The organism is Actinoplanes sandaracinus (genome assembly GCF_030009775.1).
Taxonomy (GTDB): domain Bacteria; phylum Actinomycetota; class Actinomycetes; order Mycobacteriales; family Micromonosporaceae; genus Actinoplanes; species Actinoplanes sandaracinus.
In genome coordinates this window covers 207,244-233,881 of the sequence record NZ_JASCTH010000011.1, presented here as the reverse complement: position 1 = coordinate 233,881, position 26,638 = coordinate 207,244, and the positions used below count along the sequence as shown (strand labels likewise).

Annotated in this window: 29 protein-coding genes and 1 riboswitch; of the genes, 18 read left to right on the top strand and 11 right to left on the bottom strand. The window is 70.1% G+C overall.

Features of this window, described 5'->3' with window-relative positions:
• The first annotated feature begins 79 nt into the window (after positions 1-79).
• The 5 genes from QLQ12_RS18860 to QLQ12_RS18840 are packed head-to-tail and all read left to right on the top strand — an operon-like array spanning position 80 to position 4,640.
• On the top strand, positions 80-1,540 hold the full coding sequence (locus QLQ12_RS18860) for a menaquinone biosynthesis decarboxylase (protein WP_282761493.1): 1,461 nt from the start codon (positions 80-82) through the stop codon (positions 1,538-1,540).
• A complete protein-coding gene (gene mqnP, locus QLQ12_RS18855; RefSeq protein WP_407651501.1) occupies positions 1,537-2,430 on the top strand; it encodes a menaquinone biosynthesis prenyltransferase MqnP in 894 nt (297 codons plus the stop codon). Before QLQ12_RS18860 ends, mqnP begins: the two co-directional genes overlap by 4 nt.
• 31 nt (positions 2,431-2,461) lie before the next feature.
• Entirely contained in the window at positions 2,462-2,974 is a 513-nt protein-coding gene (locus tag QLQ12_RS18850) for a SigE family RNA polymerase sigma factor (protein ID WP_282761492.1), read from the top strand.
• Positions 2,958-4,004 carry a hypothetical protein gene (locus QLQ12_RS18845; protein WP_282761491.1) on the top strand — a complete coding sequence of 349 codons (1,047 nt, stop codon included), beginning with the start codon at positions 2,958-2,960 and terminating at the stop codon, positions 4,002-4,004. The genes QLQ12_RS18850 and QLQ12_RS18845 overlap by 17 nt, the downstream gene beginning before the upstream one ends.
• 12 nt (positions 4,005-4,016) lie before the next feature.
• Positions 4,017-4,640 carry a UbiX family flavin prenyltransferase gene (locus QLQ12_RS18840; RefSeq protein WP_282761490.1) on the top strand — a complete coding sequence of 208 codons (624 nt, stop codon included), beginning with the start codon at positions 4,017-4,019 and terminating at the stop codon, positions 4,638-4,640.
• Here the strand turns inward: QLQ12_RS18840 and QLQ12_RS18835 are convergent.
• Positions 4,637-4,912, bottom strand: a complete 276-nt coding sequence (locus QLQ12_RS18835; protein WP_282761489.1) for a BldC family transcriptional regulator — start codon at positions 4,910-4,912, stop codon at positions 4,637-4,639. The genes QLQ12_RS18840 and QLQ12_RS18835 overlap by 4 nt on opposite strands.
• Positions 4,913-5,124: 212 nt before the next feature.
• On the opposite strand from QLQ12_RS18835, the gene QLQ12_RS18830 reads away from it, so the two are divergent.
• Genes QLQ12_RS18830 through QLQ12_RS18820 form a run of 3 tightly spaced genes read left to right on the top strand, consistent with a single transcriptional unit; the run spans position 5,125 to position 8,040 of the window.
• Positions 5,125-5,592, top strand: coding sequence for an Lrp/AsnC family transcriptional regulator (locus QLQ12_RS18830; RefSeq protein ID WP_282761488.1), 468 nt, complete (start codon positions 5,125-5,127; stop codon positions 5,590-5,592).
• On the top strand, positions 5,592-6,692 hold the full coding sequence (cds1, locus tag QLQ12_RS18825; RefSeq protein WP_282761487.1) for an L-cysteine desulfhydrase Cds1: 1,101 nt from the start codon (positions 5,592-5,594) through the stop codon (positions 6,690-6,692). Before QLQ12_RS18830 ends, cds1 begins: the two co-directional genes overlap by 1 nt.
• Before the next feature lie 34 nt (positions 6,693-6,726).
• Positions 6,727-8,040: a gluzincin family metallopeptidase gene (locus tag QLQ12_RS18820; RefSeq protein WP_282761486.1), complete on the top strand. Its 1,314-nt coding sequence runs from the start codon at positions 6,727-6,729 to the stop codon at positions 8,038-8,040.
• On the opposite strand, the gene QLQ12_RS18815 is transcribed toward QLQ12_RS18820, so the two are convergent.
• From QLQ12_RS18815 to QLQ12_RS18805, 3 genes are all read right to left on the bottom strand, one after another.
• Complete coding sequence (locus QLQ12_RS18815) at positions 8,024-8,653, bottom strand: putative glycolipid-binding domain-containing protein (RefSeq protein WP_282761485.1); 630 nt, start codon at positions 8,651-8,653, stop codon at positions 8,024-8,026. The two genes, QLQ12_RS18820 and QLQ12_RS18815, sit on opposite strands and share 17 nt — an antisense overlap.
• Positions 8,654-8,904: 251 nt before the next feature.
• Positions 8,905-10,746, bottom strand: coding sequence for a DEAD/DEAH box helicase (locus QLQ12_RS18810; RefSeq protein WP_456049085.1), 1,842 nt, complete (start codon positions 10,744-10,746; stop codon positions 8,905-8,907).
• A gap of 483 nt (positions 10,747-11,229) precedes the next feature.
• Positions 11,230-11,724, bottom strand: coding sequence for a hypothetical protein (locus QLQ12_RS18805; RefSeq protein ID WP_282761483.1), 495 nt, complete (start codon positions 11,722-11,724; stop codon positions 11,230-11,232).
• A 652-nt stretch (positions 11,725-12,376) separates the two neighbouring features.
• Between QLQ12_RS18805 and QLQ12_RS18800 the strand changes: the two genes are divergently transcribed.
• Positions 12,377-13,489 (top strand): hypothetical protein, encoded by a 1,113-nt coding sequence (locus QLQ12_RS18800; protein ID WP_282761482.1) that lies wholly within the window; start codon positions 12,377-12,379, stop codon positions 13,487-13,489.
• Between the two features lie 100 nt (positions 13,490-13,589).
• Here QLQ12_RS18800 and QLQ12_RS18795 read toward each other — a convergent pair whose 3' ends face one another.
• Positions 13,590-15,260 (bottom strand): C40 family peptidase, encoded by a 1,671-nt coding sequence (locus tag QLQ12_RS18795; RefSeq protein WP_282761481.1) that lies wholly within the window; start codon positions 15,258-15,260, stop codon positions 13,590-13,592.
• Positions 15,261-15,527: 267 nt separating this feature from the next.
• Between QLQ12_RS18795 and mqnE the strand changes: the two genes are divergently transcribed.
• From mqnE to fliQ, 9 genes are all read left to right on the top strand, one after another.
• On the top strand, positions 15,528-16,697 hold the full coding sequence (gene mqnE / locus QLQ12_RS18790) for an aminofutalosine synthase MqnE (RefSeq protein ID WP_282761480.1): 1,170 nt from the start codon (positions 15,528-15,530) through the stop codon (positions 16,695-16,697).
• 18 nt (positions 16,698-16,715) lie between these two features.
• Positions 16,716-17,126, top strand: a complete 411-nt coding sequence (locus tag QLQ12_RS18785; RefSeq protein WP_282761479.1) for a hypothetical protein — start codon at positions 16,716-16,718, stop codon at positions 17,124-17,126.
• Positions 17,127-17,181: 55 nt separating this feature from the next.
• Positions 17,182-17,496: a DUF4229 domain-containing protein gene (locus tag QLQ12_RS18780; RefSeq protein ID WP_282761478.1), complete on the top strand. Its 315-nt coding sequence runs from the start codon at positions 17,182-17,184 to the stop codon at positions 17,494-17,496.
• A gap of 64 nt (positions 17,497-17,560) precedes the next feature.
• The gene (locus tag QLQ12_RS18775) at positions 17,561-17,887 is read left to right on the top strand and encodes a PadR family transcriptional regulator (protein ID WP_282761477.1); all 327 of its coding nucleotides are present in this window, start codon (positions 17,561-17,563) and stop codon (positions 17,885-17,887) included.
• Positions 17,884-18,519 (top strand): signal peptidase I, encoded by a 636-nt coding sequence (gene lepB / locus QLQ12_RS18770; protein ID WP_282761476.1) that lies wholly within the window; start codon positions 17,884-17,886, stop codon positions 18,517-18,519. The genes QLQ12_RS18775 and lepB overlap by 4 nt, the downstream gene beginning before the upstream one ends.
• A 75-nt stretch (positions 18,520-18,594) precedes the next feature.
• A riboswitch (cobalamin riboswitch) is annotated at positions 18,595-18,654 on the top strand.
• A 111-nt stretch (positions 18,655-18,765) separates the two neighbouring features.
• A complete protein-coding gene (locus tag QLQ12_RS18765) occupies positions 18,766-19,686 on the top strand; it encodes an ABC transporter substrate-binding protein (protein WP_282761475.1) in 921 nt (306 codons plus the stop codon).
• On the top strand, positions 19,686-20,741 hold the full coding sequence (locus QLQ12_RS18760; RefSeq protein WP_282761474.1) for a FecCD family ABC transporter permease: 1,056 nt from the start codon (positions 19,686-19,688) through the stop codon (positions 20,739-20,741). Before QLQ12_RS18765 ends, QLQ12_RS18760 begins: the two co-directional genes overlap by 1 nt.
• Positions 20,738-21,508 (top strand): ABC transporter ATP-binding protein, encoded by a 771-nt coding sequence (locus tag QLQ12_RS18755; RefSeq protein ID WP_282761473.1) that lies wholly within the window; start codon positions 20,738-20,740, stop codon positions 21,506-21,508. Before QLQ12_RS18760 ends, QLQ12_RS18755 begins: the two co-directional genes overlap by 4 nt.
• A gap of 80 nt (positions 21,509-21,588) precedes the next feature.
• The gene (gene fliQ, locus QLQ12_RS18750; RefSeq protein ID WP_282761472.1) at positions 21,589-21,858 is read left to right on the top strand and encodes a flagellar biosynthesis protein FliQ; all 270 of its coding nucleotides are present in this window, start codon (positions 21,589-21,591) and stop codon (positions 21,856-21,858) included.
• 53 nt (positions 21,859-21,911) lie between these two features.
• Here fliQ and QLQ12_RS18745 read toward each other — a convergent pair whose 3' ends face one another.
• From QLQ12_RS18745 to QLQ12_RS18720, 6 genes are all read right to left on the bottom strand, one after another.
• Positions 21,912-23,090, bottom strand: coding sequence for a S8 family peptidase (locus QLQ12_RS18745; RefSeq protein ID WP_282761471.1), 1,179 nt, complete (start codon positions 23,088-23,090; stop codon positions 21,912-21,914).
• A 105-nt stretch (positions 23,091-23,195) separates the two neighbouring features.
• On the bottom strand, positions 23,196-23,957 hold the full coding sequence (locus QLQ12_RS18740) for a VOC family protein (RefSeq protein ID WP_282761470.1): 762 nt from the start codon (positions 23,955-23,957) through the stop codon (positions 23,196-23,198).
• 81 nt (positions 23,958-24,038) lie between these two features.
• Positions 24,039-24,779, bottom strand: a complete 741-nt coding sequence (locus QLQ12_RS18735; protein ID WP_282761469.1) for an ABC transporter permease — start codon at positions 24,777-24,779, stop codon at positions 24,039-24,041.
• Positions 24,776-25,660: an ABC transporter ATP-binding protein gene (locus QLQ12_RS18730; RefSeq protein WP_282761468.1), complete on the bottom strand. Its 885-nt coding sequence runs from the start codon at positions 25,658-25,660 to the stop codon at positions 24,776-24,778. Before QLQ12_RS18730 ends, QLQ12_RS18735 begins: the two co-directional genes overlap by 4 nt.
• A complete protein-coding gene (locus QLQ12_RS18725) occupies positions 25,657-25,980 on the bottom strand; it encodes a transcriptional regulator (RefSeq protein ID WP_282761467.1) in 324 nt (107 codons plus the stop codon). The genes QLQ12_RS18730 and QLQ12_RS18725 overlap by 4 nt, the downstream gene beginning before the upstream one ends.
• Entirely contained in the window at positions 25,977-26,609 is a 633-nt protein-coding gene (locus QLQ12_RS18720; protein WP_282761466.1) for a transporter, read from the bottom strand. The genes QLQ12_RS18725 and QLQ12_RS18720 overlap by 4 nt, the downstream gene beginning before the upstream one ends.
• Between the last annotated feature and the right edge of the window lie 29 nt (positions 26,610-26,638).

The following is a 26,638-nucleotide window of genomic DNA, read 5'->3' as shown; positions in this document are numbered from 1 at the left end:
AGTGACGCGAGCCACCACCTGACCCTCGCCGCGCTCCCACCTGATCCATCGGCCAGGACCTAGTGCCAGACTGGGTGTCATGGCGCCGCGTGGATTTCCCTATGCCGATCTGCAGAGCTTCATCGCTGCTCTCGAGAAGGCGGGTGAGCTGCGACGGGTCACCGTGCCGGTGGACCCGACGCTGGAGATCAGCGAGATCGTGACCCGGACTGTGCGGGCCGGTGGCCCGGCACTGCTCTTCGAGCGGCCGACCCGGGGCGACATGCCGCTGGTGATCAACCTGTTCGGCACCGAGAAGCGGATGGCGATGGCCCTCGGCGTCGACCATCTGGACGAGGTCGGCGAACGCATCGGTGAGCTGGTCAAGCCGGAGCTGCCGGTCGGCTGGTCCGGCATCCGCGAGGGCATCGGCAAGGTGCTGCAGCTCAAATCGCTGCCGCCGAAGAAGGTCAGGACCGCCCCCTGCCAGGAGGTCGTCCTGAAAGGCGACGAAGTGGACCTGGGCCTGCTGCCCGGCCTGCAGGTCTGGCCCGGCGACGGCGGGATCTTCCACAACTTCGGGCTCACCCACACCAAGCACCCCGAGACCGGCAAGCGCAATCTCGGCCTCTACCGCCTGCAGCAGCACTCGAAGAACACCCTCGGCATGCACTGGCAGATCCACAAGGACTCCACCGCGCATCACGCGGTGGCCGAGCGGCTGGGCCAGCGCCTTCCGGTCGCGGTCGCCTTCGGTTGCGACCCCGTGGTGTCGTACGCCGCGAGCGCCCCCCTGCCGGCCGACATCGACGAGTACCTGTTCGCCGGTTTCCTCAAGGGCGAGCGGATCGAGATGGTCGACTGCCTGACAGTCCCGCTCCAGGTCCCCGCCGAGGCGCAGATCGTTCTGGAGGGCTATCTGGAGCCCGGCGAGCGCCTGCCCGAGGGCCCGTTCGGCGATCACACCGGCTTCTACACCCCGGTCGAGCCGTTCCCGGTGCTGCACATCGAGACGATGACGATGCGCAAGAAGCCGGTCTACCACTCGATCGTCACGTCGCAGCCGCCGCAGGAGGACCACGGCCTCGGCAAGGCCACCGAGCGGATCTTCCAGCCCCTGCTCAAGATCCTGATCCCGGACATCGTCGATTACGACATGCCGGCGGCCGGTGTCTTCCACAACTGCCTGATCGTGTCGATCAGGAAGCGTTACCCGAAGCACGCGCAGAAGGTGATGAACGCCGTTTGGGGCGCTCACCTGATGTCGCTGACCAAGCTCATCGTGGTGGTCGACGAGGACTGCAACGTCCACGACTACAACGAGGTGGCGTTCCGCGCCTTCGGCAACGTCGACTACGCCCGCGACCTGTTGCTCACCGAGGGCCCGGTGGACCACCTGGACCACTCGTCCTACCAGCAGTTCTGGGGCGGCAAGGCGGGCGTCGACGCCACCCGTAAGCTGCCGGCCGAGGGCTACACCCGCGGCTGGCCGGAGTCGATGGTCATGTCGCCCGAGGTGGTCTCCCTGGTCGACAAGCGGTGGAAGGAATACGGGCTGTGACAGCCGTCGAGGAAAAACCGGGCAAGGTCAAGTCCTTCCTGCGGCTCGTGATGATCGAGCACTCGATCTTCGCGCTGCCGTTCGCCTACCTGTCGGCGCTGGTCGCCATCGCCTCCCTGGATGCCGGGATCGGCGAGCACTGGCTCGACCTGGTGCTGGTCACGATCGCGATGGTGGCCGGGCGGACCTTCGCGATGGCCGCCAACCGCATCCTGGACCGCCGGATCGACGCGCTCAACCCGCGGACACAGAACCGCGAGCTGGTCACCGGTGCGGTCAGCGTCCGTACCGCCTGGACCGGCGCGCTGGTCTCGCTGGTCGTCCTGATCGTCGCGGCCGGCCTGCTGAACCCGCTCTGCCTGGCGCTGTCACCACTGGCGGTCATCCCGCTGGTGATCTACCCGTACGCGAAACGGTTCACGAACTTCCCCCACTACGTCCTCGCGCTGGCTCAGGCGGTCGCCCCGGTCGGCGCCTGGCTGGCGATCACCGGCACGTTCTCCGGCTCCTGGCCGGCCTGGGTGCTCGGGGTCGCGGTCGGCCTGTGGATCGGCGGGTTCGACATCATCTACGCCTGCCAGGACGCCGAGGTGGATCGCCAGATCGGGGTGCACTCCACCCCGGCCCGGTTCGGGGTGCGGACCGCACTGCACATCTCCACCGTCACGCACGTCGTCTCGTTCGCGCTCTTCCTGTGGTTCGGTCAGCTCGCCGGCTTCAGCTGGTTCTGGTGGGCCGGCCTGCTGCTGACCGCGGCCGGCCTGGTCTACCAGCACGTGGTGGTGACCGAGAACGACCTCTCCAAGGTCAACCGCGCGTTCTTCACGGCCAACGGATTCATCGCGATCGGCCTGTTCCTCTTCGCGCTCGCCGATCTGATCCTGCTGTAACCGAATCCACCGGCCGCTCCGTCTTATCCGCGTGAGTGATCGAGAGGCCGAGTTCCGCGAGTTCGTCGCGGTGCGGATGGAGCCGTTACGGGGGCTCGCGTACCTCACCTGCGGCGACTGGCAGGTGGCCGAGGACGCAGTGCTGTCCGCCCTGGCCAAGCTGTACGTGAAGTGGAACCGGGTGGACAACCCGGAGCCATACGCGCGAACCGCCGTGGTGCGAGCCGCCATCGACGAGACTCGTCGGCCGTGGTGGCGTCGCGAACAGTCCCGCAGCCACGCCATGCCCGATTCCGTGGTGCCCGACGACGCCACGGGGGCAGTCGACGAGCGGCTCCGGGTACAGCAGGCCCTTGGGGGCCTGCCGTCCCGGCAACGGGCGGTGCTGGTGTTGCGCTTCCTGGAAGGGCTCAGCGTGCAGCAGACCGCCGTCGCGCTGAAGTGCCCGGAAGGGACCGTGAAGGTCTACACCGCACGTGGTCTCGACGCGCTCCGCCAAGTCCTCGGCACCGAGATGGAGGCCCGCCATGAAGCCGCTGTCTGAGCTGTTGCAGGAAGAGAGCAGGACTGACGCGCCGCCGCTCCGGCACAGCGTGGACGACGTACTGGCGGCCGGCCGACGGCGGGTGCGGCGCCGCAACTCCGGGTGGGCGCTCGCCGCCGTGGCGGCGGTGACCGCCGCGATGGGGGTTCCACAACTCGTCACGAGGCACACGGCGCCGAGTCCACCTCCTCCGGCGGCGACCACCCCTGCGCCCGCCCCGGCCGGTGGCGACCGGATCCCTTCCGTGGTCCGGTTCAGCGGATACCAGACGAAGTCCTTCACGCTCGGGGAGCCGACGAACTTCAACCTCGGCTACGCGTTTGCCAGCGTGAGCCCGAGCGGGAGGAATGACGTCAAGTTCCACCGGGGCGCGACGCTGCGGGTCTTCGAGCCCGGCGCTGACCCGGTCGCCCGGATGGGGATCGGTGAGCTCACCGCCGCCCAATCGATCAACGGGCGCCCGGCATACGTTTTCACCGCTGCCGGCCCCAGTGAGGGTCTGATCTGGGAGTACGCGGACGGCGCCTCGGCCGTGCTCGTCGGTGACGCGCTCGGCCTGACCGGGGACGGCCTGCGGGAGGTGGCCGAAGGGTTCCGCCTGACCGCGGAGCGACCGGTCACCCTCGCCTTCAAGGTCAGCTACCTGCCGGATGGGTTCCGGCTGTCCAGCATCGCCCAGGACGAGAAGTTCTCACTGGCGGAGTTCCTGCCGACCGAGGTGGTGCGTCAGCAGTTCACCGCGCCCAAGAACCGGCCTTTCGCCGACGGTGACCTGACCAAGGGCAACATCCAGCTGATCATGAGTCAGGTGCCGGTGCCGGGAGACATTCCTGACTGCGCCCACGATGCGTGCCTTGCCCGGCGAGTGCTGCCCGGCGGCCGCTATCAGTTCGAGGTCGGTGGCAGCATCTCGAAGGCCGAGGCGCAGAAGGTGCTCGACTCGGTGACCGTATACACCCCCGGCGACCCGTCGACGTGGGCTCCGGTCCCGGAAGCGGTCCCGGAGGCATACCGGCTCCGGGCCGAGTAGCACACTGGTCACATGCGCGAACCATGGATCGTCGGCGTCTCCGGAGCGTCCGGCACCCCGTATGCCAAGGCGGTGCTCACCGCACTGCTGGATGCCGGTGAGTCCGTCGACCTGGTGGTCTCCCGGGCGGCCCGGCTCACCCTGCTGGACGAGACCGGCGCGACGATCCGGGACGCGCACTGGAAGGACGACGTGGCGGCCTGGCTCGGCCGGGACCTCGGTGATCTGGCCTACTGGCCGGCCGGGGACCTGGCCGCCGGGCCGAGCAGTGGTTCCTATCCGGCGCGCGGGATGGCGATCGTGCCGGCCAGCACCGCGGCATGCGCCGGGATCGCCATCGGATTGTCGAAGGACCTGTTGCAGAGGTCGGCCGAGGTGAACCTCAAGGAGCGACGACGCACGGTGGTCGTCCCCCGGGAGACCCCGGTCACCCGCAGTCACTTGCAGCACCTGATCGCCCTGCACGACGCCGGGGCCGTCGTGCTGCCGGCCAGCCCCGGATTTTACGGCTCCGGGGCCGGCGCGACGGCACAACAACTGATCGACTTCGTAGCGGGAAAGGTGCTGGACGCGTTGGGCGTACCCCACACGCTGTTTCGCAGATGGACCGGCGAATTGGGTGAGGGGCGGGCTTAGCGCAGGCCGTTGGGCGGGCCGTAGCCCGGTCCCGGATTGCTGGGACCGTTGTTTCGCGGTTTGTTGGCGGCGTCGTCCTCGCGCATTTCCTCGATCACGCCATCGCCCTCAAGCAGTGCGCGAACTTCGGATTCACGGAATCGGCGGTGTCCACCCGGAGTACGGATGCTGCCGATACGGCCGGCGGCGGCCCAGCGCGTGACCGTTTTGGGGTCGACGCGGAACAACGCGGCCACCTCGCCCGGTGTCAGCAGACGATCTCCAGTGTCCACAACCCCCTCCTCGGTTCGGTATCTGGAGCGGCCGGTGGTCACGGTGAGTGTCGGCATGCTCGATCTGGACGTAAAGCCATTAGAGCACCGCCCCTGAACCAAGTCCGTGAAATGCGGAAAAAGCCCCGATTGCGACAGTGGTCATTATCCTGCCCCCCATTCGCCGCTACCGGGCGTGAAGGTCGGAGCGCCACCCGATTAGGGTTTCATGCATGGACTCCATCGACCTCCGGCTGATCGACCTGCTACGAGAGAACGCGCGCTCGTCGTACGCCGAACTCGCCCGCAAGGTCGGGCTCTCCGCCCCCGCCGTGCACGAGCGAGTCGGTAAGCTCGAGACCGCGGGGACCATCCGCGGCTACCGGGCCGACATCGACCACGAGGCGATCGGGCTGGGCGTCACCGCGCTGATCGGCATCATCGAGGACTCGGGCGCCGACACCGACGACGTGCTCGCCGCGGTGCGGGCCATGCCCGAGGTGGAGAGCTGCTACTTCATGGCGGGCGTCGAGTCGTACCAACTCATCGTGCGGGTCGGCACGATCGCGGAACTGGAGCAGCTGATCGTGCGGATCAACCGGACCCCTGGCGTCGCCACGACCCGGACAGGGATCGCCCTCTCCACCAAGTGGGAGAACCGCCCGCAGCCCGGCTGGGCCGACGGGCACAACGGCGGCTGATGATGGACATCACGAAGCTCGACCGCTCCGACTGCGTCGCCCGAGACTGGGCCCGCGACGCGATCGCCCTCGTCGAAGCGGACGCGAACCGGTCCGCCGACACCCACCTGCTGCCGTTTCCGCTGCCCGCCTCCTGGGGGATCGACCTCTACCTCAAGGACGAGTCGTCGCACCCCACCGGCTCACTCAAGCATCGCCTGGCACGGTCGCTGTTCCTGTACGCGCTCTGCAACGGCTGGATCGGCCCGGCCACCACCGTCGTGGAAGCGTCCTCCGGATCCACCGCGGTCAGCGAGGCCTACTTCGCGCGCATGCTCGGCCTGCCGTTCATCGCCGTCATGCCGGCGGCCACCTCGCCGGAGAAGATCTCGCTCATCGAGTTCCAGGGCGGCCGCTGCCACCTGGTCGCCGATCCGAACCAGGTGGTCGCCGAGGCCCGGCGACTCGCGGCCGACCTCGGCGGGCACTTCATGGACCAGTTCACGTACGCCGAGCGAGCCACCGACTGGCGCGGCAACAACAACATCGCCGAGTCGATCCACAGCCAGTTGTCACTGGAACGGCACCCGGTGCCGGCGTGGGTCGTCGTCGGCGCGGGCACCGGCGGCACCAGCGCGACCATCGGCCGCTACGCCCGTTACCGCCGGCTGGAGACCAGGGTCTGCGTTGTCGACCCCGAAGGGTCCGCGTTCTGGCAGGCTTACCTCGCCGGCGACTGGACCGTCGCCACCGGCCGGGGCTCACGCATCGAAGGGATCGGACGGCCCCGGGTCGAGCAGTCCTTCCTGCCCTCGGTCGTGGACCGGATGATCCACGTGCCGGACGCGGCGTCGCTCGCCGCCATGCGGGCCGGCTCGGAAGTCCTGGGCAGGCGGCTCGGCGGATCCACCGGCACCAACCTGTGGGGCGCGTTCCGGCTCATCGCCGAGATGCGCGCGGCCGGGCGGACCGGCTCCGTCGTCACACTCATCTGCGACGGCGGCGAACGGTATGCCGACACCTACTACTCCGACGAGTGGGTGGCCGCGCAGGAACTCGATCTCGCGCCGCACGCCGAAGTGATCCGGGAATTCCTCGACGGCGGTGACTGGCCGGGATAGAAGCCTGTCGAACGGCATGGTTAGATCCCCGATCATGGATGATCAACCCACGCCGTCGAAGAGACCGGTGCTGGCCGCGTGCCTCGCGGTCCTGGTGCTGGCCGTCGGCGCCGGCGCGGTGGTGTTCTGGCCGGACCGCGAGCAGGCCGCCACGGCGACCCCGGCTCCGTCGGCCTCGGCTTCTCCCTCGCTGCCGGTGTCTCCCCCGCTGGAGAAGGCGACTCCGGTCAACCAGGTGGATGCGCTGCTGGACGCCCAGGCGCAGGCGCTGGTCAAGGGCGACGAGGCGGGCTGGCTCGCTCCCGTCGACCAGAAACTGCACCCGCGCTACCGGACGATCTTCCAGAACCTGCGGGCGCTCGAGGTGACCTCCGCCGACCTGGCGATCGACGAGCAGCCGAAGATGGACGGCGCCGCGATCAAGGCCCGGGTCTGGCTCAACTACTGCTTCAGCGGCGTCGACTGCCCCGCCTTCCGGGCCGACGCCAACTTCGGGGCACCGAAGATGATCTACATGCTCACCTGGACACCCCGCGCTGATTCGTACGTGATCACGGGCATGGCCGACTCCGGCGTCCCCAATCACATGCAGCCGGCACCGTGGGAGAACGCCGCGCTGACCTTCGCCCACGGGGCACGGGTGATCGTCGCGGGACCGAAGTCACAGGCGAAGAACATCAAACGCGCCCTGCCGCTCGCCGAGAAGGCGGCCACGGTCGCCGACCGCTACGCCGGGCAGTTCAACAACCCGCAGAAGAAGTACCGGATCTACATGGCCGACGACAAGTCATGGAAGACCTGGTACGACGACGCGGCGCCGAAGTGGTCCGCCGCCTACCACCGGCAGTTCAACGGCGTCGGCAGCGACATCGTCATGAGGGCGGGCAAGGTGATGTCCGGCACCGACCGCGAGATCACCGAGCTCATCCAGCACGAGATGGCCCACGCCGTCACCCTGAACGGCAACCGCAACCGGGACGAGGGCCAGGACCAGTGGCTGGTCGAGGGGATCGCCGAATACATCGGCTACCAGCCCCGGAAGCCGCAGAACACCGACAGCCGGGATGCGCTCCGCTACGTCCAGTCCCGCCGCGGCGCCGTCAAGACGATGGCTGTGCCGCAGCTCGCCGAGAAGGCCGACGACCTCACCGTCACCAGGCTGTACGCCACCGGCCATTTCGCGGCGGGCTGCATGGCCGACCAGTTCGGCGAACCCAAGATGATCACCTTCGTCCAGATGGTGGTGTACGAGGGCATGGACCTCGACCCGGCCTCCCAGGTGGCCTTCGGCAAACCGTTCAAGACCGTCGACAAGACCTGCGTGAACTGGATCAGGAAGCAGCTGTGACCCGCCGGGCCAGACCCGGATAGTCGACCACGAAACCATCGCCGTCGCAGGTCAGGTCGGCGCTGAAGGTCTCGCTCGCGAACCGGACCCGGTTGTCGCCCAACGGCGTGTAGATCTGGTCCGCCTGCACCACCTCCAGGCTCGGCACCAGCACGAACGCGACGCTGAGCCGGTGCGAGACGCCGTCCGTCGCGCTCTCCAAGCCGAGGCGGCGGATCGGCAGGGAGTTGAACAGCGGTGATCCGCCCAGGTCCACGTCGAACGCGCCGAACAACAGATCCGGGTCGGCGCAGCCGGGTAGGCCCGCGCTCGCATGCCCCGTCGCGACCAGCGCCGCATCCAGATCACCTTGCTCGGAGGCGGTCACCCGCCAGCGCCCGGAGGCCAGCTCCAGCCGCACCCCACGAGCCCAGCCCGCTCCCTCGGCGCGAACATCGACCCTCACGGTCGCCCCGTCCGGCCCGGTCCGCGCCTCATAGCGACAGGTGAACGGCACGGGGGCGGCGGCCAGGACGGTTCCGTGCGCATACAGGCCGTCGCGCGCGTCCAGCAGGGCATGTTCGGCACCGGGAACGTCCTTACGCTCCCAGAACAGCACGGAAGGCAGCGGCATGCCGGTAACCTACCCGTTTCCGCCGCGGTCCACCGTTCCTCCTATAAAGATCAACCCCGCTGGGTGGGCGCCGGGCGCATCCCTTTCACCCTTTCAAGAGCGCGGCATCCCTTTTCATCTCCAAGGGCGCTTCCTCTTGAAGGAGGCGGCCGTACCCCTTCCCCTTTGCGGGGCGGCGGCTGGCGCGGGCGGGAAAGGCCGAAGCCCCGATCGCGGAGCGCGACCGGGGCTTCGGGTGAAGCAGGTGTGGATCAGTAACTGCGGGCCGGGCGGGAGGTGCCGAAACGGCCACCCGGGCCCTCGCGGCGATCGGTGCGGTTCCCGCTGTCGCGGCGCTGGCCGGCCGGGCGGTCGCCGAAGCGGTCGCCACCGGCGGGCCGGTCACCGAACGAACGCTGCGGGCGGTCGCCGAAGGAACGCTGCGGGCGGTCACCGGCGGGCCGGTCACCGAAGGAGCGGTCGCCGGCCGGGCGGTCCCCGACGGAACGGTCGCCGGAGGGGCGCTCGCTCCGCTGGCCGCCGAAACCGCGGTCGCCCGACGGGCGGTCGCTGAAGCTGCGGTCGCCACCGGCGGGCCGGTCACCGTAGGAACGCTGCGGCCGGTCACCGAAGGAACGGTCGCCGGTCGGGCGGTCCCCGAAGGAACGCTGCGGCCGGTCACCGAACGAGCGGTCGCCGGTGGGGCGGTCGCCGGCGGGCCGGTCACCGTAGGAACGCTGCGGGCGGTCACCGAAGGTGCGCTCGTTGCGGTCACCGAAGCTGCGCTGCGGGCGGTCGCCGTAAGAGCGCTGCGGCCGGTCGCCGAAGGAACGCTGCGGGCGGTCGCCGAACCGGCGGGCACCGCCGGAACGCTCGCGACGGGGCTCCGGCTCCTCGATGACCGGGATGCCACTGGGCTCGCGGGCGCCGGTGATCTCAGCCAGCTTCTCGTCGCCCACGCGGACGCGGTACTCACCGGGGGTGACACCGGCCTTCGACATCATCGCCTGGGTGGTGCGGCGCTGCTTCGGCAGAACCAGCGTGACCACCGCGCCGGACTCGCCGGCCCGTGCGGTGCGGCCGGCCCGGTGCAGGTAGTCCTTCGGGTCCTTCGGCGGGTCGACGTGCACGACCAGCGAGATGCCGTCGACGTGGATGCCGCGGGCCGCCACGTCCGTCGCGACCAGGACGTTCGTCCGGCCTTCCTTGAACTCGGCGAGCGTACGGGTACGCACCCGCTGGGTCTTGCCACCGTGCAGGGCGCCGGCCCGGACACCGACCGCAGCGAGCTGCTCGACCAGCCGGTCCACGCCCATCTGGGTGCGGGCGAAGACGATGGTCTTGCCGGTCCGGTTGGCGATCCACGAGGTGATCGGGAACTTGTCCGCCGGCGGGATCAGCAGCAGGTGGTGATCCATCGTGGACACACTGGCCTCCGCCGGAGCGGTGGAGTGCGTCACCGGGTCGTGCATGAAGCGCCGGACCAGGGTGTCGACGTCGCCATCCAGAGTGGCCGAGAACAGCAGCCGCTGGGCGTTCTCCGGCGTCTTGGCCAGCAGATCGGTGACCTCGGGCAGGAAGCCCATGTCAGCCATCTGGTCGGCCTCGTCCAGAACGGTGACCTCGACGTCGTCGAGCTTGCAGGCGCCACGCTCGATCAGGTCGGCGAGCCGGCCCGGCGTGGCGACGATCACCTCGACGCCGCGACGCAGCGCGTCCATCTGACGGTCGTACGGAACGCCGCCGACGGCGGTCTTCAGGAAGACACCGACCGAGCGGCCGACCGGCATCAGCGAGTCGGCGACCTGCATCGCCAGCTCGCGCGTCGGGACCAGGATCAGGGCCTTGGGGTGGTGCGGGCGAGCCCGGCCACCCTGGGACACGCGGGTCAGGACCGGCAGGCCGAAGGCGAGCGTCTTGCCGGAGCCGGTCTGGCCGCGGCCGAGAACATCCCGGCCGGCAAGCGCGTCGGGCACGGTCGCGGCCTGGATCTCGAACGGCGTGGTGATGCCCTCGCGGGTGAGGACCCGGACGATCTCAGCCGGCAGGCCCAGGTCGGCGAAGCCGAGCGTGGGGGCGGCGGGCTCGGAAGCCTCCGCGGCGACCTCGGTCACGGCGACCTCGGCGACGACCGTCTCGGTCACGGCGACCTCGGCGACCTCAGCGGCGGCGGCCGGCTCGGTGACGGTGATCTCGGTGACGGGCGTCTCAGTGCCGGCGATGTCGGCAGCCGGGGCCTCGACGACGGGCGTTTCGGGGGATTCGTTCTCAGTGCTGTTGTTGAAGACGGACGGGAACGTGCTGGCGTCAGCGAAAGTGGTCAAGAGAACCTCTCTACGGGGGCGCATGCTCGCGAAATGGCCCGCCGCGGTCTTTGATGACCGCTCGCTGAAATGCCCGCAAGAACGCCCGTGGCGTGCACCGGGTGGGCACGCCGCGTCAATAACTACCATCAGTGTACGGGTGAACGTCGGAACCGCCGACCGCATTCCAGGCGGGTAGTGGGCCTGCTCACCCCAGAGAGCAACCTCGCCAGTCTAGATGGTCGAGGGCCTGGGCGGCAAAACACCAGGGCATCTGTGCGTGTCGGACTCGCGTCAGTTCGCCAGATTGCCGACGAAATCGGTGAACGCGTCACCCGCTGTGAACACGAACACCAGGCTGACCGTCACCAGCAGGCCGAGCACCGCGAGCATGGCGATGACCACCTTGACGTTGCTGCGGCGCTGGTCTACAGGGGCGTCGTACCACCCCTGGGCCAGGATGTGGCCGGTCAGCGAGCCGGAGTTCTCGGCCGGGTCGGAGACCGGCATCGTCATGTCGATCGCCGGATAGCCGCCGGTGCCGTAGACCGTGCCCTGGCCGCGCTGCTGCGGAACCCCACCGGAGACCGGGCTGATCGGCGTGGTCTGCGAGGTCCCGGTGGAGACCGGCTGGGTCATCTCGATGTTCTCCGGTGACGACGGGTAACCCCGGTACGGCGTTCCGCGCGGCGCGCTCTGCGGGGCCGGCGGCAGTCCCGCCGACGCGGCGCTGGGCGGAAGGGTGTAGCTGGGCAGCCCGTTTCCGATCATCGGGGGCGGCGGGACCAACGGCGGAATCGGACCCGGGACCGGGCTGGGGCCCGGCGGGACCGGGCTGGGGCCTGGGCCTGGCGGAACCGGGCTGGGACCCGGGCCCGGTGGGACCGGGTTCGGTCCTGGGCCTGGCGGAACCGGGCTGGGGCCGGGACCCGGTGGGACCGGGCTGGGGCCTGGGCCTGGCGGCACCGGGCTCGGGACCGGAGGCACGGGAGTCGGCGGGACAGGACCCGGCCGGGGTGACGGCTCCGGGGTGGGCGCCGGGAACGGGGTCGGCGGTGCGGGGAACGGCGCCGGCGACGGCTGGATCGGCTCAGGCCGGGCGGGGTCGGGGTCGGGGTCCGCGGGTTTCGGCGGGACCGGGCGTGCGGGCACCGGCTGCGGCTTCTCCGGCTCGGGAGTCTTCGGGTCGTCCGGCTCGGGCTTCTGGGGCTTCGGCTCGTCCGGGGCGGGGTCGGCTGGCTTCTCCGGGTCGGCTGGCTTCTCCGGGTCGGCTGGCTTCTCCGGGTCGGCTGGCTTCTCCGGGTCGGCTGGCTTCTCCGGGTCGGCCGGCTTCTCGGGCTCGGCTACTCCGGCGGCGCCGTCGAGGCGTGGTGTGGAGCCGTAGACCGTCGGCTGCGCCGCCGCGCGGGCCGAGGTGGGCACCTCGGCTGCCCCGGGGCGGATGACGCCGGGCACGGCGGCCCGTGCGGCGCCGGAACTCGGCACCGCGGAGATCGGCCGTGCCGAGGAACCGGCGGCCGGTGCTGAGGACGATGCGGGGCTTCGGGGCGCCGGAGCGGCGGAGACCGGCGCGACCGAGACCGGAGCCACCGACGCGGAAGCCCGGGCGATGGGCGCGGCAGAAACGGGTGCGGCGGAGACCGGCGCGGCAGAGACCGGCACGGCAGAACCGTGCGGGCCGGAGACCGGAACGGCGGACGGCGTGGCGGAACCGGGTGCGGGCGCTGCGGAAGCGGACACGACGGGAGCGGCCGAGACCGGCGCGGAGGCGCTGATCCGGGTGGCCGGAGGCGTGGACACCGGCACCGACGCGGACGCCTTCACCGTCGATGGGGTGGATGCCGGAGGGGAATGGGGCGCGTCCGTGCCGGACGAACTGCTGACCGCTTCAGACGCGGGAGAAGAAGCCGGAGCGGCGGAGGGATCGAGCGCACCCGACGAGGAAGAAGGGGCTGGTGCGGCAGGCGCCGACGGCGTGCTGGGCGCGTCAGAGGCCGTAGAGACGCTGGACGCGCCCGACGTGGAAGGAGTGCCGATTGCGTCAGACGTTGCAGAAGTGGTGGGCGCGCTTGACGTGGGCGGAGTGCCGACTGCGTCAGACGACGGGGCAGAAGTGTTGGGTGCGCCGGACGTGGCAGAGGTACCGGGCGCTCCTGACGTGGGCGGAGTGCTGGCTGCGTCCGACGTGGCAGAAGTGTGGGGCGCGCCCGACGTGGGATCGGTGCTGGGCGCGTCAGAAGACGTGCCGGCCTCACCGGCGGCGGGAGAAGCGCCAGACACGGGAGACGCGCCGGGCGCCGGGGAAGAACCGGGTGACGAAGAAGACGCCGACGCGGAGACCCCGTCAGGGGCGGCCCACAACGCGCCCGGGGCGGGCGGCGGCGGAGGAGCGAACCCCTCGGCGTCGTTCGCGGGCGGCCGCGCAGCGGACGGCGTCTCGATGTCGCCGTCCCTGGTCGCCTGCTGCTCGTCCATGAGTCCTCCCGACCACCGCTGCCGACGACGGTTCGGACGCCGGGCGCTGACCTTAACCGTGCCACATCAGCCGGTGTGAACAAACCCGGCATCGGCGTCACTCGCCCGGCTCCTGCCGTCCGATGGCCGACCAGCCGTTCGGCGCCCCTTCGCCCGGTGTCCTTCATCTGCTTACCGGACTAGTCGTCGTCTGAACTCGCCGACGAGGAAGCGGACTTCGAGGCCGTTTCCGATGATGCGGATCCGGTTGACGACGCGGACTTGGACGACGACGCGGACTTGGACGACGACGCGGACTTGGACGACGACGCGGACTTCGTCGTGGACGAGGACGTGTCAGCCTTCGACGATGTGTCCGCGGCCGACGCGGAGGCGGCCGGTGAGGTCGACGTGCTCGCGCTCGGGGTCGGCGTGGGCGCGGGAGTATCCGAGGACGGCGTGCCACTCGACGGCGGGTTGCTCGACGGCGGGTTGCTCGACGGCGGGTTGCTCGACGGCGGGTTGCTCGACGGCGGGTTGCTCGACGGCGGGTTGCTCGACGGCGGGTTGCTCGACGGCGACGAGGTGCCGGGGGCGGGGTTGGAGGAGCCTGGTTTCGTCGTCGACTGGCTCGGAGACGGGCTGTTCCCAGGCTTGGTCGTCGTGGCGCCCGGGGTCGGCGACTGGGTGCGGACCGGCTCGTCGGGATCGGGCGCCCCGATGTCGGGGACCTCGGTCTCGCCCTCGATGGAGCCGAACACCCGGGTCGCGGCGAAGAGGCGGGTCCACCGGACGGGCGAGAGGCGGACGTTGAGGCCGCTGCGCGGGGCCTCGACCATCATGCCCTCGCCGGCGTACATCGCGACGTGGTGGATGCCCGTCCAGCTGCTGGAGGAGCTGAAGAAGAGCAGGTCGCCGGGGAGTAGCGAGTAGCGAGAGACGGCCCGGTCGCGGGTCTGGTAGTACTGGTCGCGCGACACCCGGGTGAGGTTGAAGCCCACCGAGCGGTACGCCGCGTACATCAGGCCGGAGCAGTCGTACTGGTCCGGGCCCTCCTCGGACCACACATAGGGGTCGCCACGCTGGGCCAGCGCGAACTGCAGCGCCTGGACCGCTTTCGGGTCGGCGCCGCGCCCGGCGTCGGCGCCCGCGAGGTATTCCTTGCCGAGCTGCTGGTCGGCCGCGGTCGCGGTGCTCTCGGCGGCGCTGATCTCCTTGCGGTTGTCCGCCTCGAATTTCGCCTGGGCCGCCTGCTTCTTGGTGAGGTCGGCGCTGAGCGCGGTCCACTGGGCGGCGAGGGTGGAGTACCGGCTGTCGGCGGCGAGGTGCTCCGCGGCCGCGATCTTCGCGGCGTCCTCGGCGGCGAGCAGGTGACGAGCGGCAGACTCGTAGGAGGTGGCGTCGCCGCGCTGGATGCGCGCCAGCGCGTCGAGGTCGGCGAGGCCGGTGTCGAGAGTGCCGGGCGGCAGTGCGGCGGCCTGTTCGATGGTGGCCGACGCGGCGGCCGCGGCGTCGGCGCGGGCCTGGGTGAGCGCCTGCTGGGTGCCGCTGACCCGCTGCGACGCGGCGGTGAGCTGAGTCTGGGCGAGGTCGCGGTCCTGGCCCAGCCGGATCAACTGGTCGCCGATCGTGGCGATCTCGGCGCGGCCCTTCTCCACTTTCTGGAGGATCGGGCTGGTGACGGCGCCGATGGTGGTCGGTGACGGGGTGGTCGGGGTGGTGGGGCTGGGGGTGGGCGCGCCGGGGAGCACCAGGGCGCCGGTCTGGGTGGGCCGCGAGCCGGAGTCGGGAATTGCGGTGATGCCGGTCACGTTGATCGGGTCGGCCATCGCCGGGATCGGCTGGAACAGCGCAGCGATCGCGGCCGCCACGGCTGCCGAGCAGACGAACGGCCGTAGGCGCGGGCGCACGAAGCGCCTGCGATGCGTCCCGTGCCGTTGTGCCTTACCCATGAGCTCCCCGTCCGCGATGGTCCCGACCGTCGCTTGTCGTCCCTAAAGGTTCATACCGCAAGCGCCGTACCGGTGTCGATCGAATGAAGGTGAAAGCACGCTGAGAATTATTCGGCTTACCGGTGCCGCAGGTCCCGTCAGGGGCGGGACGTACTCTCGACCACGAGGTGACGACAGGGGGCGCAGATGGATGCCGGGCTGAAGCGTGAGCTGGAGGCGAAGGTCTACGCGGGTGAGCGGCTGTCCCGAGAGGACGGTGTGGCGCTCTACGCGTGTGATGACCTGACCTGGCTCGGCAGGTTGGCACATCACAAGCGCACCGTCATGAACGGCGACCGGGTGATGTTCAACGTCAACCGGCACCTGAACCTCACCAATGTCTGTGCCGCCAGTTGCGCGTACTGCTCGTTCCAACGCAAGCCGGGCGAGAAAGACGCTTACACCATGCGGATCGACGAAGCGGTCCGTAAGGCGAAGGAGATGGAGGACGAGCAGCTCACCGAGCTGCACATCGTCAACGGCCTGCACCCCACCCTGCCCTGGCGGTACTACCCGAAGGTACTGCGCGAGCTGAAGGCCGCGCTGCCGAACGTGAAGCTCAAGTGCTTCACCGCGACCGAGGTGCAGTGGTTCGAGAAGATCAGCGGGCTGTCGGCCGGCGAGATCCTGGACGAGCTGATGGACGCCGGGCTGGAGTCGCTGACCGGCGGTGGCGCCGAGATCTTCGACTGGGAGGTCCGGCAGCACATCGTCGACCACAACTGCCACTGGGAGGACTGGTCGCGGATCCACCGGCTGGCCCATGAGAGAGGCATGAAAACCCCGGCGACCATGCTGTACGGCCACATCGAGGAGCCTCGGCATCGGGTCGACCACGTGCTGCGGCTGCGCGAGCTGCAGGACGAGACCGGTGGTTTCGCGGTCTTCATCCCGCTGCGATACCAGCACGACTTCCACGACTCGGCCGACGGCATCGTGCGCAACCGGATCCAGGCGCGGACCACGATGGCCGCGCCGGCCGAGTCGCTGAAGACGTTCGCGGTCTCCCGGCTGCTGTTCGACAACGTGCCCCATCTGAAGAACTTCTGGGTCATGCACGGCCTGTCGGTGGCTCAGCTCTCGCTGAACTTCGGGGCCGACGACCTGGACGGCTCGGTGGTCGAATACAAGATCACCCACGACGCCGACTCGTACGGCACGCCGCACACGATGCACCGCGACGACCTTCTTCACCTGATCTGGGACGCCGGTTTCCAGCCGGTCGAGCGGGACACTCGTTATCAGGTGGTGCGGGAGTACGAGAAGGCGCCCACACTGGCCGAGCGCCGCAGCGAGCCCCAGAAGATCTGGGCCTGATCCGGGGACGGGGAGTCGATGACCCAGTTGAAGAAGGACGCGACCGGCCGTCTGGCGACGATCGGTGATCTGCTGGGTTCCGCTTTCGCCGGACTGGCGGTCGGCACCGCGGTGCTGCTGGTCTTCGAGGCGGTGATGGCGCTGACGGGGCTCGGTGAGTTCGGCGAGTCGAACGGCTGGCTGGTGCTGATCCTGCCGGTCTGGCTCTTCATCGAGGAGTTCCGGGCCGAGGGCTTCGGTGGGCACCGCATCGTGGTCGGCGCTCTGGCCGCCGGCTTCGGCGTCGCCGTCGGCATGACGATCGCCGGTGGGGTGGCCGAGGTCGCTCCACCCTTGGTCAGCGGCGGGACCGGCGCGGTCACCGGTACGGTCGTGTACTGCCTGCTCTGGTTCTACGGTCTCCGGTCGCTGAATCACCGGTCCGATTGAGGAAGACAACGGCCTGGCGGTGCTGAGTCACCGGCCCGGCTGAGGGAGATAACGCATGAAACCCGCCGTCAAGTACACGCTCGGCCGCCTCGGCCTGTTTCTGGCCGTGTTCGCCGCGTTGTTCCCGACTCCACTGAACATCCTGGTCAAGGCGATGGTCGCGTTCGTGGCCTCGGCCGGCTTGTCCTTCATCGTGCTGCGCCGCTGGCGGGACGAGATGGCGGAGCAGCTCGGCGAGATGGCCGCCCGCCGGTCGGCGGAGAAGGACCGGCTGCGCTCGGCGCTCGCCGGTGACGAGGACGCGGCCGCCGAGGGTGACCGGGTCACCGCCGCCGACATCGTGGAACACCCGAAGCGAACCGGCGCCTGATCTCCGGCATCGACAGGTGCCGGAGTCTTGACACCGCGTAACTCTAGTTATGTAGAGTTTCGCAATGCCCAGGACACCGCATACTTCGCCGCAGACTCTGCGGCTCTTCGAGGCCCTGATGAAGGAGCCCACCACCTGGCGTTACGGCTACGACCTGAGCCGGGAGACCGGTCTGGCGTCCGGCACGCTCTATCCGATCCTGATGCGCCTCACCGAGCAGACGCTGCTCGAGGCCGGCTGGGAGCCCTCCGACCAGCCGGGCCGCCCGCCGCGGCACACCTACCGGCTGACCGGCGACGGCGTCGCCCTGGCCAAGGTCCGCCTGGCCGGCGCGGTGGTTGAGAAGGCGCCACGGCGCGGCACGGCCGCGGCGATCGTGAGGCCGGCATGAGGGCGGTGGCCTACCGGGTGCTGCGGTTCGCCGTGCGCGGCCGCCGGGAGCAGGGCGGTCCCTGGGGCGAGGCGGTGCTGGCCGAGTTCGACCAGACGACCGGCACGGCGGCGGCGCTGCGCTGGGCGGCCGGCGGCCTGCGGGTGGCGACGCGGGAGAGATACACGCGCCGTCCCACCGCGTACCGCCTGGCGTTGGCCGCGGTGGCACTCCTGGTGGCGGCCCTGTCGGGCGTCACGGTCAACTATGTCCCGAGTTCCAGCATGGAGCCGACGCTGACCGTCGCGAGCCGCCACCTGGTCGACAAGGTCAGCTTCCACCTCACCGGCCTCGATTACGGGGACATCGTCATCCATCCGCTGCCGGACCACCCGGAGCAGGAGACCGAGCGCCGGGTCATGGCTGTCGCCGGCGACCGGGTCGACTGCCGGGACGGCCGGGTGTTCCGCAACGGCGCGGCCGTCGAGGAGCCCTACCTGCCGTCCGGTATGGCCACCGAGTGCCTGTCGGTCACGGTTCCGCACGGGGCGCTCTACACGCTCGGTGACAATCGGGACGTAGCCAATGATTCGCGCTTCTCGGGGTTCGTACCGGAGGATTCAGTCATCGGTCGAGTCGTCCTTTTCGGCTGAGATCGACACGATCTGTGGCGGTGTGGGCTCCTGAAGTGTCGTGGGTTAGCGTTTCAGGGACCGCACCGCAGCGAAGCCGGTGGGAAACCGGCGCTGTCCCGCAACTGTGATGCCTCTTGACGAGGTCTAGCCAGGTCGCCTGGGTGCCGGTCGCGATCCAGCGCTCTCGGGGAGGGGCGCCTCGCGGGCGGCGGCCCACGGCGGCCCCTGTCGGCGAAGCACCAGCCCGGCCGACAGGAGGACCTCATGAAACGCCTGCTCACCGCCGCGATAGCGGCCAGTGCCCTGTTCCTCGCCGGATGTGCCGGTGACGACCCGAAACCGGCGCCCACCGCGGCCAGCGCCGCCGCGGCGTACCCCGTCACGGTTGACGGTGTGACGCTCGACGCCCGGCCGGAGAAGATCGTCTCGCTGAGCCCGACCGCCACCGAGATGCTCTTCGCCATCGGCGCCGGCCCGCAGGTCACCGCGGTCGACGACCAGTCGACCTTCCCGGCCGGCGCGCCGAGGACCGACCTGTCCGGCTTCAAGCCCAACGCCGAGGCGATCGCTGCCAAGAACCCCGACCTGGTGGTGCTCTCCAATGACGCCGACGGCATCGTCGCCCAACTCGGCAAGCTGGCGATCCCGGTCTTCGTGTCGCCCGCCGCCGGCACCATCGCCGAGACCTACGACGAGATCACCGACCTCGGCGCGCTGACCGGCCGCCAGTCCGAGGCCAAGGCGCTGAACGAGCGGATGATCGCGGACATCGACAAGATCGTGAAGTCGGTGCCGGCCCGCGGCAAGCCGCTGAGCTACTACTACGAACTCGGCCCGGACCTGTACTCGGCGACCTCGACGACGTTCATCGGCTCGGTGTTCAACCTCTTCGGCATGACCAACGTGGCCGACGCCGCCGACCCGGCCGGCACGTCCGGCGGTTACCCGAAGCTCTCCCAGGAGGCCCTGGTCGCGGCGAATCCGGACACCATCTTCCTGGCCGACACCAAGTGCTGCCAGCAGTCCGTGGAGACGGTGAAGGCGCGGCCCGGCTGGGCCTCGGTCACCGCGGTCGCGAAGGGCCAGATCTACGCTCTCGACGACGACATCGCGTCGCGCTGGGGTCCCCGTACCGTCGATCTCGTCAAGGCCGTCGCGGACGCGGTGAGCAAGGTCCCCGCCTGATGGGCGCCGGCCGGCCCGCCGGCCTGAGGCCGGCGTGGCTGGTCGCAGGCGTGCTCACGGTGCTGTTCGCGACGATTCTGGGCCTCGCCTTCGGCTCGGTCTCCCTGCCGCCCGGCGGCGTCGCGGTGGAGATGCTCAACCTCATTCCGGGGGTACGGCTGGACAGCGGCCTCACCGAGCGTGAGGTGGCGATCCTGACCCAGCTCCGGCTGCCCCGCGTGGTGCTCGGTCTGCTGGTCGGCGCGATGCTGGCCCTCGCCGGCGCCGCCTATCAGGGCGCGTTCCGCAACCCGCTGGCTGATCCGCACCTGCTGGGCGTGGCCGCCGGAGCCGGCCTCGGGGTGACGGCGGTGATCGTGCTCGGTGCGACGTCGGCGGACGGCATCACCGGCCTGCCGATCGGGGTGCCGATGGCCGCGTTCGCCGGCGCGCTCGGCGCGGTGGCCCTGACCTGGCTGCTCGGCGCCGCCGGTGGCCGGGACCGCTCACCGGCCACACTGATCCTGGCCGGGGTGGCGGTGTCGGCCTTCCTCTCCGCGGCGCAGACCTACCTGTTGCAGAGGCACATGGAGTCGGTGCGCGACGTCTATTCGTGGATGCTCGGCCGGCTCTCCACGGCCGGCTGGCACGACGTGCTGGTGGTGCTGCCCTACACGGTGATCACCAGTGCGATCGTCCTGGCGCTGCGGCGTGAGCTGGACGTCCTGACGGTCGGTGACGCCGAGGCGACCAGCCTGGGCCTGCACCCGCAGCGCAGCCGCTACCTGCTGATCATCGCGGCGTCGCTGGGCACGGCCGCCGCGGTCAGCGTCTCGGGGCTGATCGGTTTCGTCGGGATCATCGTGCCGCACACGCTGCGGCTGCTGGCCGGGCCGGGCAACCGGGCGCTGCTGCCGCTGTCGGTGCTGTTCGGTGCGGCGTTCCTGGTTCTGACCGACCTGCTGGCCCGGACCGCGGGCGGGGACGCGGAGATCCCGATCGGGGTGGTCACCGCGTTCCTCGGCGCGCCGTTCTTCATTCTCGTGCTGCGGACGAGCCGGTCGGTGGCGGTATGAGCGCGATCGAGGTGGCGGGGCTGACGGTCCGGCTGGACGGGACGCTGATCGTCGACGGTGTCGACCTGGCGGTGGCCGAGGGCGAGTGGGTGACCGTGATCGGTCCGAACGGGGCCGGCAAGTCCACCGCGCTGCGGGCGATCGGCGGGCTGCTCCCGTTCGGCGGGACGATCCGGTGGCACGGCCGGGCAGTGGACAAGCTGCACCGGCGGGAACGGGCCAAGGCCGTGGCCACGGTGCTGCAGTCGCCGGTGGTGCCGCCGGGCATGCGGGTCTTCGACTATGTGCTGCTGGGGCGTACCCCCTATGTGCCGCCTCTGGGCCGTGAGTCGGCGGCGGACCTGGCCGTCGCCGACGACGTTCTGGCCGCGCTGGACCTGGCGCCGTTCGCCGGGCGCCGCCTGGACACGCTCTCCGGAGGGGAGCGGCAGCGGGTCTTCCTGGCTCGCGCGCTCGCCCAGGGCGCCGGGATCCTGCTGCTCGACGAGCCGACCAGTGCCCTCGACATCGGCCACCAGCAGGAGGTGCTGGAGTTGGTCGACCGGCTGCGCGCCGAGCGGGGCCTGACCGTCCTGGCCACCATGCACGATCTCTCGACGGCGGGTGAGTACGCCGACCGGATCGTGTTGCTGGCCGGAGGCCGGGTGGTCGCCGCCGGAACTCCCGCCGAGGTGCTGACCGAGGGGAATCTCGCCGAGCACTACCGGGTGAAGGTGCGGATCATCGACGGTGACCGGGGCCCGCTGGTGGTGCCGGTGCGCGGCTGACCTGAGGAAATTCGGCGGCGAGAACCAAATGGCAACCGTGCTGCACTCCGACGGGACCCGAGACGTCCGAACGGAAAGGTATGACGGACACGCTGGTTATTGAGATCGCGATGCAGTCGATGATCGTCGCGGCCAAGATGTCGGCTCCGGTGCTGCTTACCGCCCTCGGGGTCGGTTTCGCCATTTCGCTGTTCCAGTCGGTCACCCAGATCCAGGAGGCGACGCTCTCCTTCGTCCCGAAGGCGATCGCGATCGGTGCGGCCCTGCTGCTCACCGGCAACTGGATGCTCCGCGAGATGATGACCTTCACGGTTCAGATGTTCGAGAAGATCCCTACCCTGCTGTCCTGAGTGCCGGCGGAAAGGCCGCCCTCAAGGAGAAGGCGGCCTTTCGAGAAGCGGTGTCAGCCGAGTGTGGCCGTGTGGAGCAGACGGTTGGGCGAGCCGCTGCCCCGGCTGGTGACCACTCCGGTGGTGGCCGCGTTGACGATCGCCGCGTTGACCGCGCTCACCGAGGCCCCCGGGTGCGTGGCCAGGTAGAGCGCCGCCGCCCCCGCCACGTGCGGCGCCGCGAACGACGTGCCGCTGCCGGTGTAGGTCGCGGTGTTGCCGGTCCGCCAGGCCGAGGTGATCGAGACCCCGGGTGCGAACAGGTCCAGCACGGATCCGTAGTTCGACCACGAGGCCTTGGCGTCCGTGCTGCTGGTGGCGCCGACGGTCAGGGCCTCGGTGACCCGGGCCGGTGAGGTGCTGCCGGCGTTCACACCGGAGTTTCCGGCCGCGATCGTGTACGGGATCCCCGCCGTGATCGACCGCCGGACCGCCGCGTCCAGGGTGCTGCTGGCCCCGCCGCCGAGGCTGAGGTTCGCCACCGAGCGGCCGGGCGCCGCGTTGGCGGTCACCCAGTCGATGCCGGCGATGACCCCGGCGGTGGTGCCGGACCCGTTGTCGTCGAGAACCCGGACACCGACGACGTTCGCGCTCTTGGCCACGCCGTAGGTGCTGCCGACCGCCACGCCCGCCACGAAGGTGCCGTGCCCGTTGCCGTCCTGCGCGATGTTGTCACCGTCGACGGCGTCGTAGCCGTACGACGCCCGGCCCCCGAAGTCCTGGTGGGTGACGGTTATGCCGGTGTCCACCACGTAGACGGTGACGCCGTTGCTCGGCCCGTACGTGTAGGTGGTGCTCAACGGCAGCGCCCGCTGGTCGATCCGGTCCAGCCCCCACGGCGCGGAGGTCTGGGTGGCGGCGATCCGGATGGTCTGGTCGGCCTCGACGGCCGCGACCGCCGGGTCGGCCGCGAGCCGGGCCGCCTGTCGCGCGCTCAGCTTGGCGGTCCAGCCTTCGACGGCGTGGCCGAAGACGCGGGACACGGTGCCGCCGTACCGCTTGGTGAGGCTGTCGGCGCGGGCCTGGTCGGCCTGGCCGTTCTTGAGGACGACGACGTAGGAGCCGCCGATCGCGGTGGCGCTGTCCGCGTAGAGGATCTCGCCGGTCGCCGGGGCGGCGAACGCGGGGGTGGTCAGGGACAGGCCGACGGCGGTGCCGACGAGGATCGCGGCACCTCGGGTGACGGCTCGCATGGGTTCCTCCGGGTTCTCGACGTCCGGTTTGGACGTGTGCCGAGAACGTTAGGAAGGAATGTTTGATTGACGATCAACGATTCTTCACGGTGTCGACAACGAGTTCTATCGATATTTGTTGAGGATGGCGAACTGGCCACCCTGCGGATCGGCGAGAACCGCGTACCGGGCGCCGGGAATCGTCGTCGGCGGATGGATGATCCGGCCGCCCAGCCGTGACGCGTGCTCGGCCGCCACGTCACAGTCCCCGGCCGCGAAATAGACCTGCCAGTGCGGGAGCTGATCGTCCGGCCAGCCGCTGCCGACCATCAGCTGGATGCCGGCGACCGGCAGGCGGTCGCGCTCGCAGACGACGTAGGGCAGGCCGCCGACCTGGCTGTCCCGGAAGGTCCAGCCGAACACCGCTCCGTAGAACGCCACCGCGCCCTCCACGTCGCGGGTGTTCAGCTCGCTCCAGGTCAGGGCACCGGGAAGGTCGAACACCTCGGCGCCCCGCATCGCCCCCGCCTCCCAGACGCTGAACGGCGCCCCGGCCGGGTCGAGGAACGCCGCCATCCGGCCCTGGTCCACCACGTCGAACGGCGGCACCAGCACCTTGCCCTGCGCGGCTTCGACCCGGGCGGCGACCGCGTCGGCGTCGGCGGTGGCGACATAGGTGCTCCAGGCCGTCGGCTGGCCCGCCCCGAGGAGCGGGCCGGCCCCGGCCACCGGCAGGCCGTTGAGCAGGAACGTCGTGTAGCCCCCGAAGTCGTCCCCGGAGACGTCGGCGGTCCAGCCGAACAGCGCGGTGTAGAAACGAATCGCGCTCTCGAGGTCGGAGGTGGCCAGATCCACCCAGGTGGGCACTCCCGGTAACGGAACGGTCATGCCGCGAATGGTCGCATTTCCATGCCTCCGGCCGGATGAAACTGTCGGCCTTCCGAAACAGCTCTGGCCGAAGCAGCGGCTCTAGCCGAACCTGCGGCCCTCGTCCCGCCGGTAGGCCAGCACCGCGAGACCGGCGAGCGCCACGGTCCACCCCACCAGCGCCACAGTCGCGCCGAGGTCGAACGGGAAGTCGCCCACGGTCGCCCACATGAGCCGGGCCGCGCCCCCGGTCGGCAGATAGGGCGACAGCCACGCGATGAAACCCGGCGCGCCACCCGGCGGCGTCAGCAGCCCGCCACCGAAGGCCAGCGGCAGGAACAGCACCTGAGCCACCACCAGCGCGGCCTTCTGTGGCAGCGCGTAACCGATGGCCAGCCCCATCAGGATGAACGGCACCGAGATCGCGGCGCACACCACGACGGCGGTCAGGAAGGCGGCTGTGCTCATCGTGGCCTCGGTGAACAGCGCGGCGATCACGACCACCGGGACCAGCGAGACCACCATCATGAGAAGGCCCGCCAGGATCCGGCCGAGGAAACGGGGCGCCGCACCGGCCGGCAGGGTGCGCACGTACGGATCCCACGGTTGCGCGCGGTCCTCGGAGACGCCGACCCCGTACTGGAAGAGGTTGGTGTTCATCACCGCGAACGTGATCATCGAGACGGTGGCGTAGGTCGCGTACACCGGATCGTCACCGACGAACGGCACCACGAACGCCAGCATCGACGCGGCCGGCCAGAACGCACTGCCGACCACCGCGATCGGGATCCGGAAGACCTCCAGGATCTGGAATCTTCCGTGGGTCAGGGCGAGGCTCGTCATCGCTGTTCCTTTCCGGTCAACGTCAGGAACGCCTCTTCCAGCGAGGTCGGCCGCACCTCCAGGTCGCGGAACGGCACGTTCCTCTCGACAAGGGCGCGGACCATGCGATCCGCGTCGGGCGTCAGCAGATGCAGGCGGTCACCCGCGCGCTCCACCGACACCAGACCATCAAGATCAAGATCGGTCAGCGGTACGGGTGAGGTCAGGCTGATCCGGCGCAGTCCCACCAGCCCGCGCACCGACTCCACGCTGTCGTCGGCCAGCACACGCCCGTTTGCCAGCACCACCACGCGCCGCGCCAGCGCCTCGATCTCCTCGAGGTAGTGGCTGGTCAGGACCACGGTGCCGCCGTCGGCGTGGAACGTGCGGATCGCCTCCCACAGATCGCGGCGGGCGCCCACGTCGAGGCCGGTCGTCGGCTCGTCCAGGAAGACGATCTCGGGGCGGCCGGCGAAGGCCAGCGCCACCGCGAGGCGGCGCTTCTGCCCGCCGGAGAGGCCACCGGTCTGCCGCCTCGCCAGGTCACCGAGCCCGAAACGGTCCAGCAGTTCAGCCTTGGCAATGGGGTTCGGGAAGTGTGCCCGTACGAAATCGACGACCTCGCCGACGCGAAGCGAGGCGGGCAGACCCGTCTCCTGCGGTGTGACGCCCAGCGTGCGCCGGTTGCGCGGATCGCGCGGGTCGCCGCCGCACAGCTCGACCCGCCCACCGCTGGGCCGGCGGCTGCCGGTGAGCAGGCCGACCAGGGTGCTTTTGCCGGCCCCGTTCGGGCCGAGCAGCCCGACCAGCTCACCGGCCCGGACCTCGAGATCGACTCCGTGCAGCGCGACGGTGCCGCCGAAGTGTTTGGTGACGCCCTGTGCGCGGGCGTGGATCATCATGTCCCCTCTCCCGGATCGATCAAGGTGCGCAGGGTGCTGACGTAGTCGTCGAAGGCCAGCCGGCCGCGTGCGGTGAGATGCACGAGGGTCGCCGGTGTGCGGCCGCGGTGGGTCTTGGTGACCTCGACATATCCGGCGTCCTCGAGTTTGCGCAGGTGCACCGACAGGTTGCCGGCGGTCATCCGCAGGATCTCCTGCAACCTCGGGAAAGCGATCCGGTCGCCCCGGCTGAGCTGAGACAGGGCCGCCACCACCCGCAGCCGCGCCTGGGCGTGGATGACCGGGTCCAGTTCCGGCAGCTCGTTGTTCACCGAGGTCATCGGCGCCGCATCCAGCCGATGAGGCCGGCGGCAAGCAGGCCGCCGCCACCCGCGACCGACACCACCAGGGCGTGCCAGCCCGGTCCCCACAGGACACCGGCGGCGTTGACGACGCTGATCCAGGCGCCCAGGACGAACATGTCCCACGCGCTCCAGATCGCGCCGCCGGCCATGTAAAGGGCGCCGACCAGGGTGACCATGCCGCCACCCCAGAGCAGGGCCTGCAGCGAGTCGGGAATCGAGTCGCTGACGCGTCCGAAGAGGATCGCGAGGCCGCTGAATCCCGCGGACCAGGAGATGCCGTACATGACCCCCTGGCGGCTCGACGGACCGGAGATGTGCCGCCCCGAGCGCGCGCCCGCCACCCCGGTGAAGATGCCCGCAGCGATCATCAGGGCGGTCAGGGACGTCAGCGGGACCCACTCGGGGAGGGCGACCAGAGCCCGCCCGTCAGGCCCGTAGCGCAGGAATGACAGGCCGAAACTGATCAGCCAGGTGAGGCCCCACGGCCAGTACATGAGCCGGGGGTCCGGGGTGACGTGCCGGATCACGTTGACCTGCTCGTGCTCGATCAGCCGCAGCGCCTCGCCCGGATCATCCAAGGTCGATTCGTCATCCATCGATGCCATGCGCCGACTTTACAACGCAAAGTCAAAGA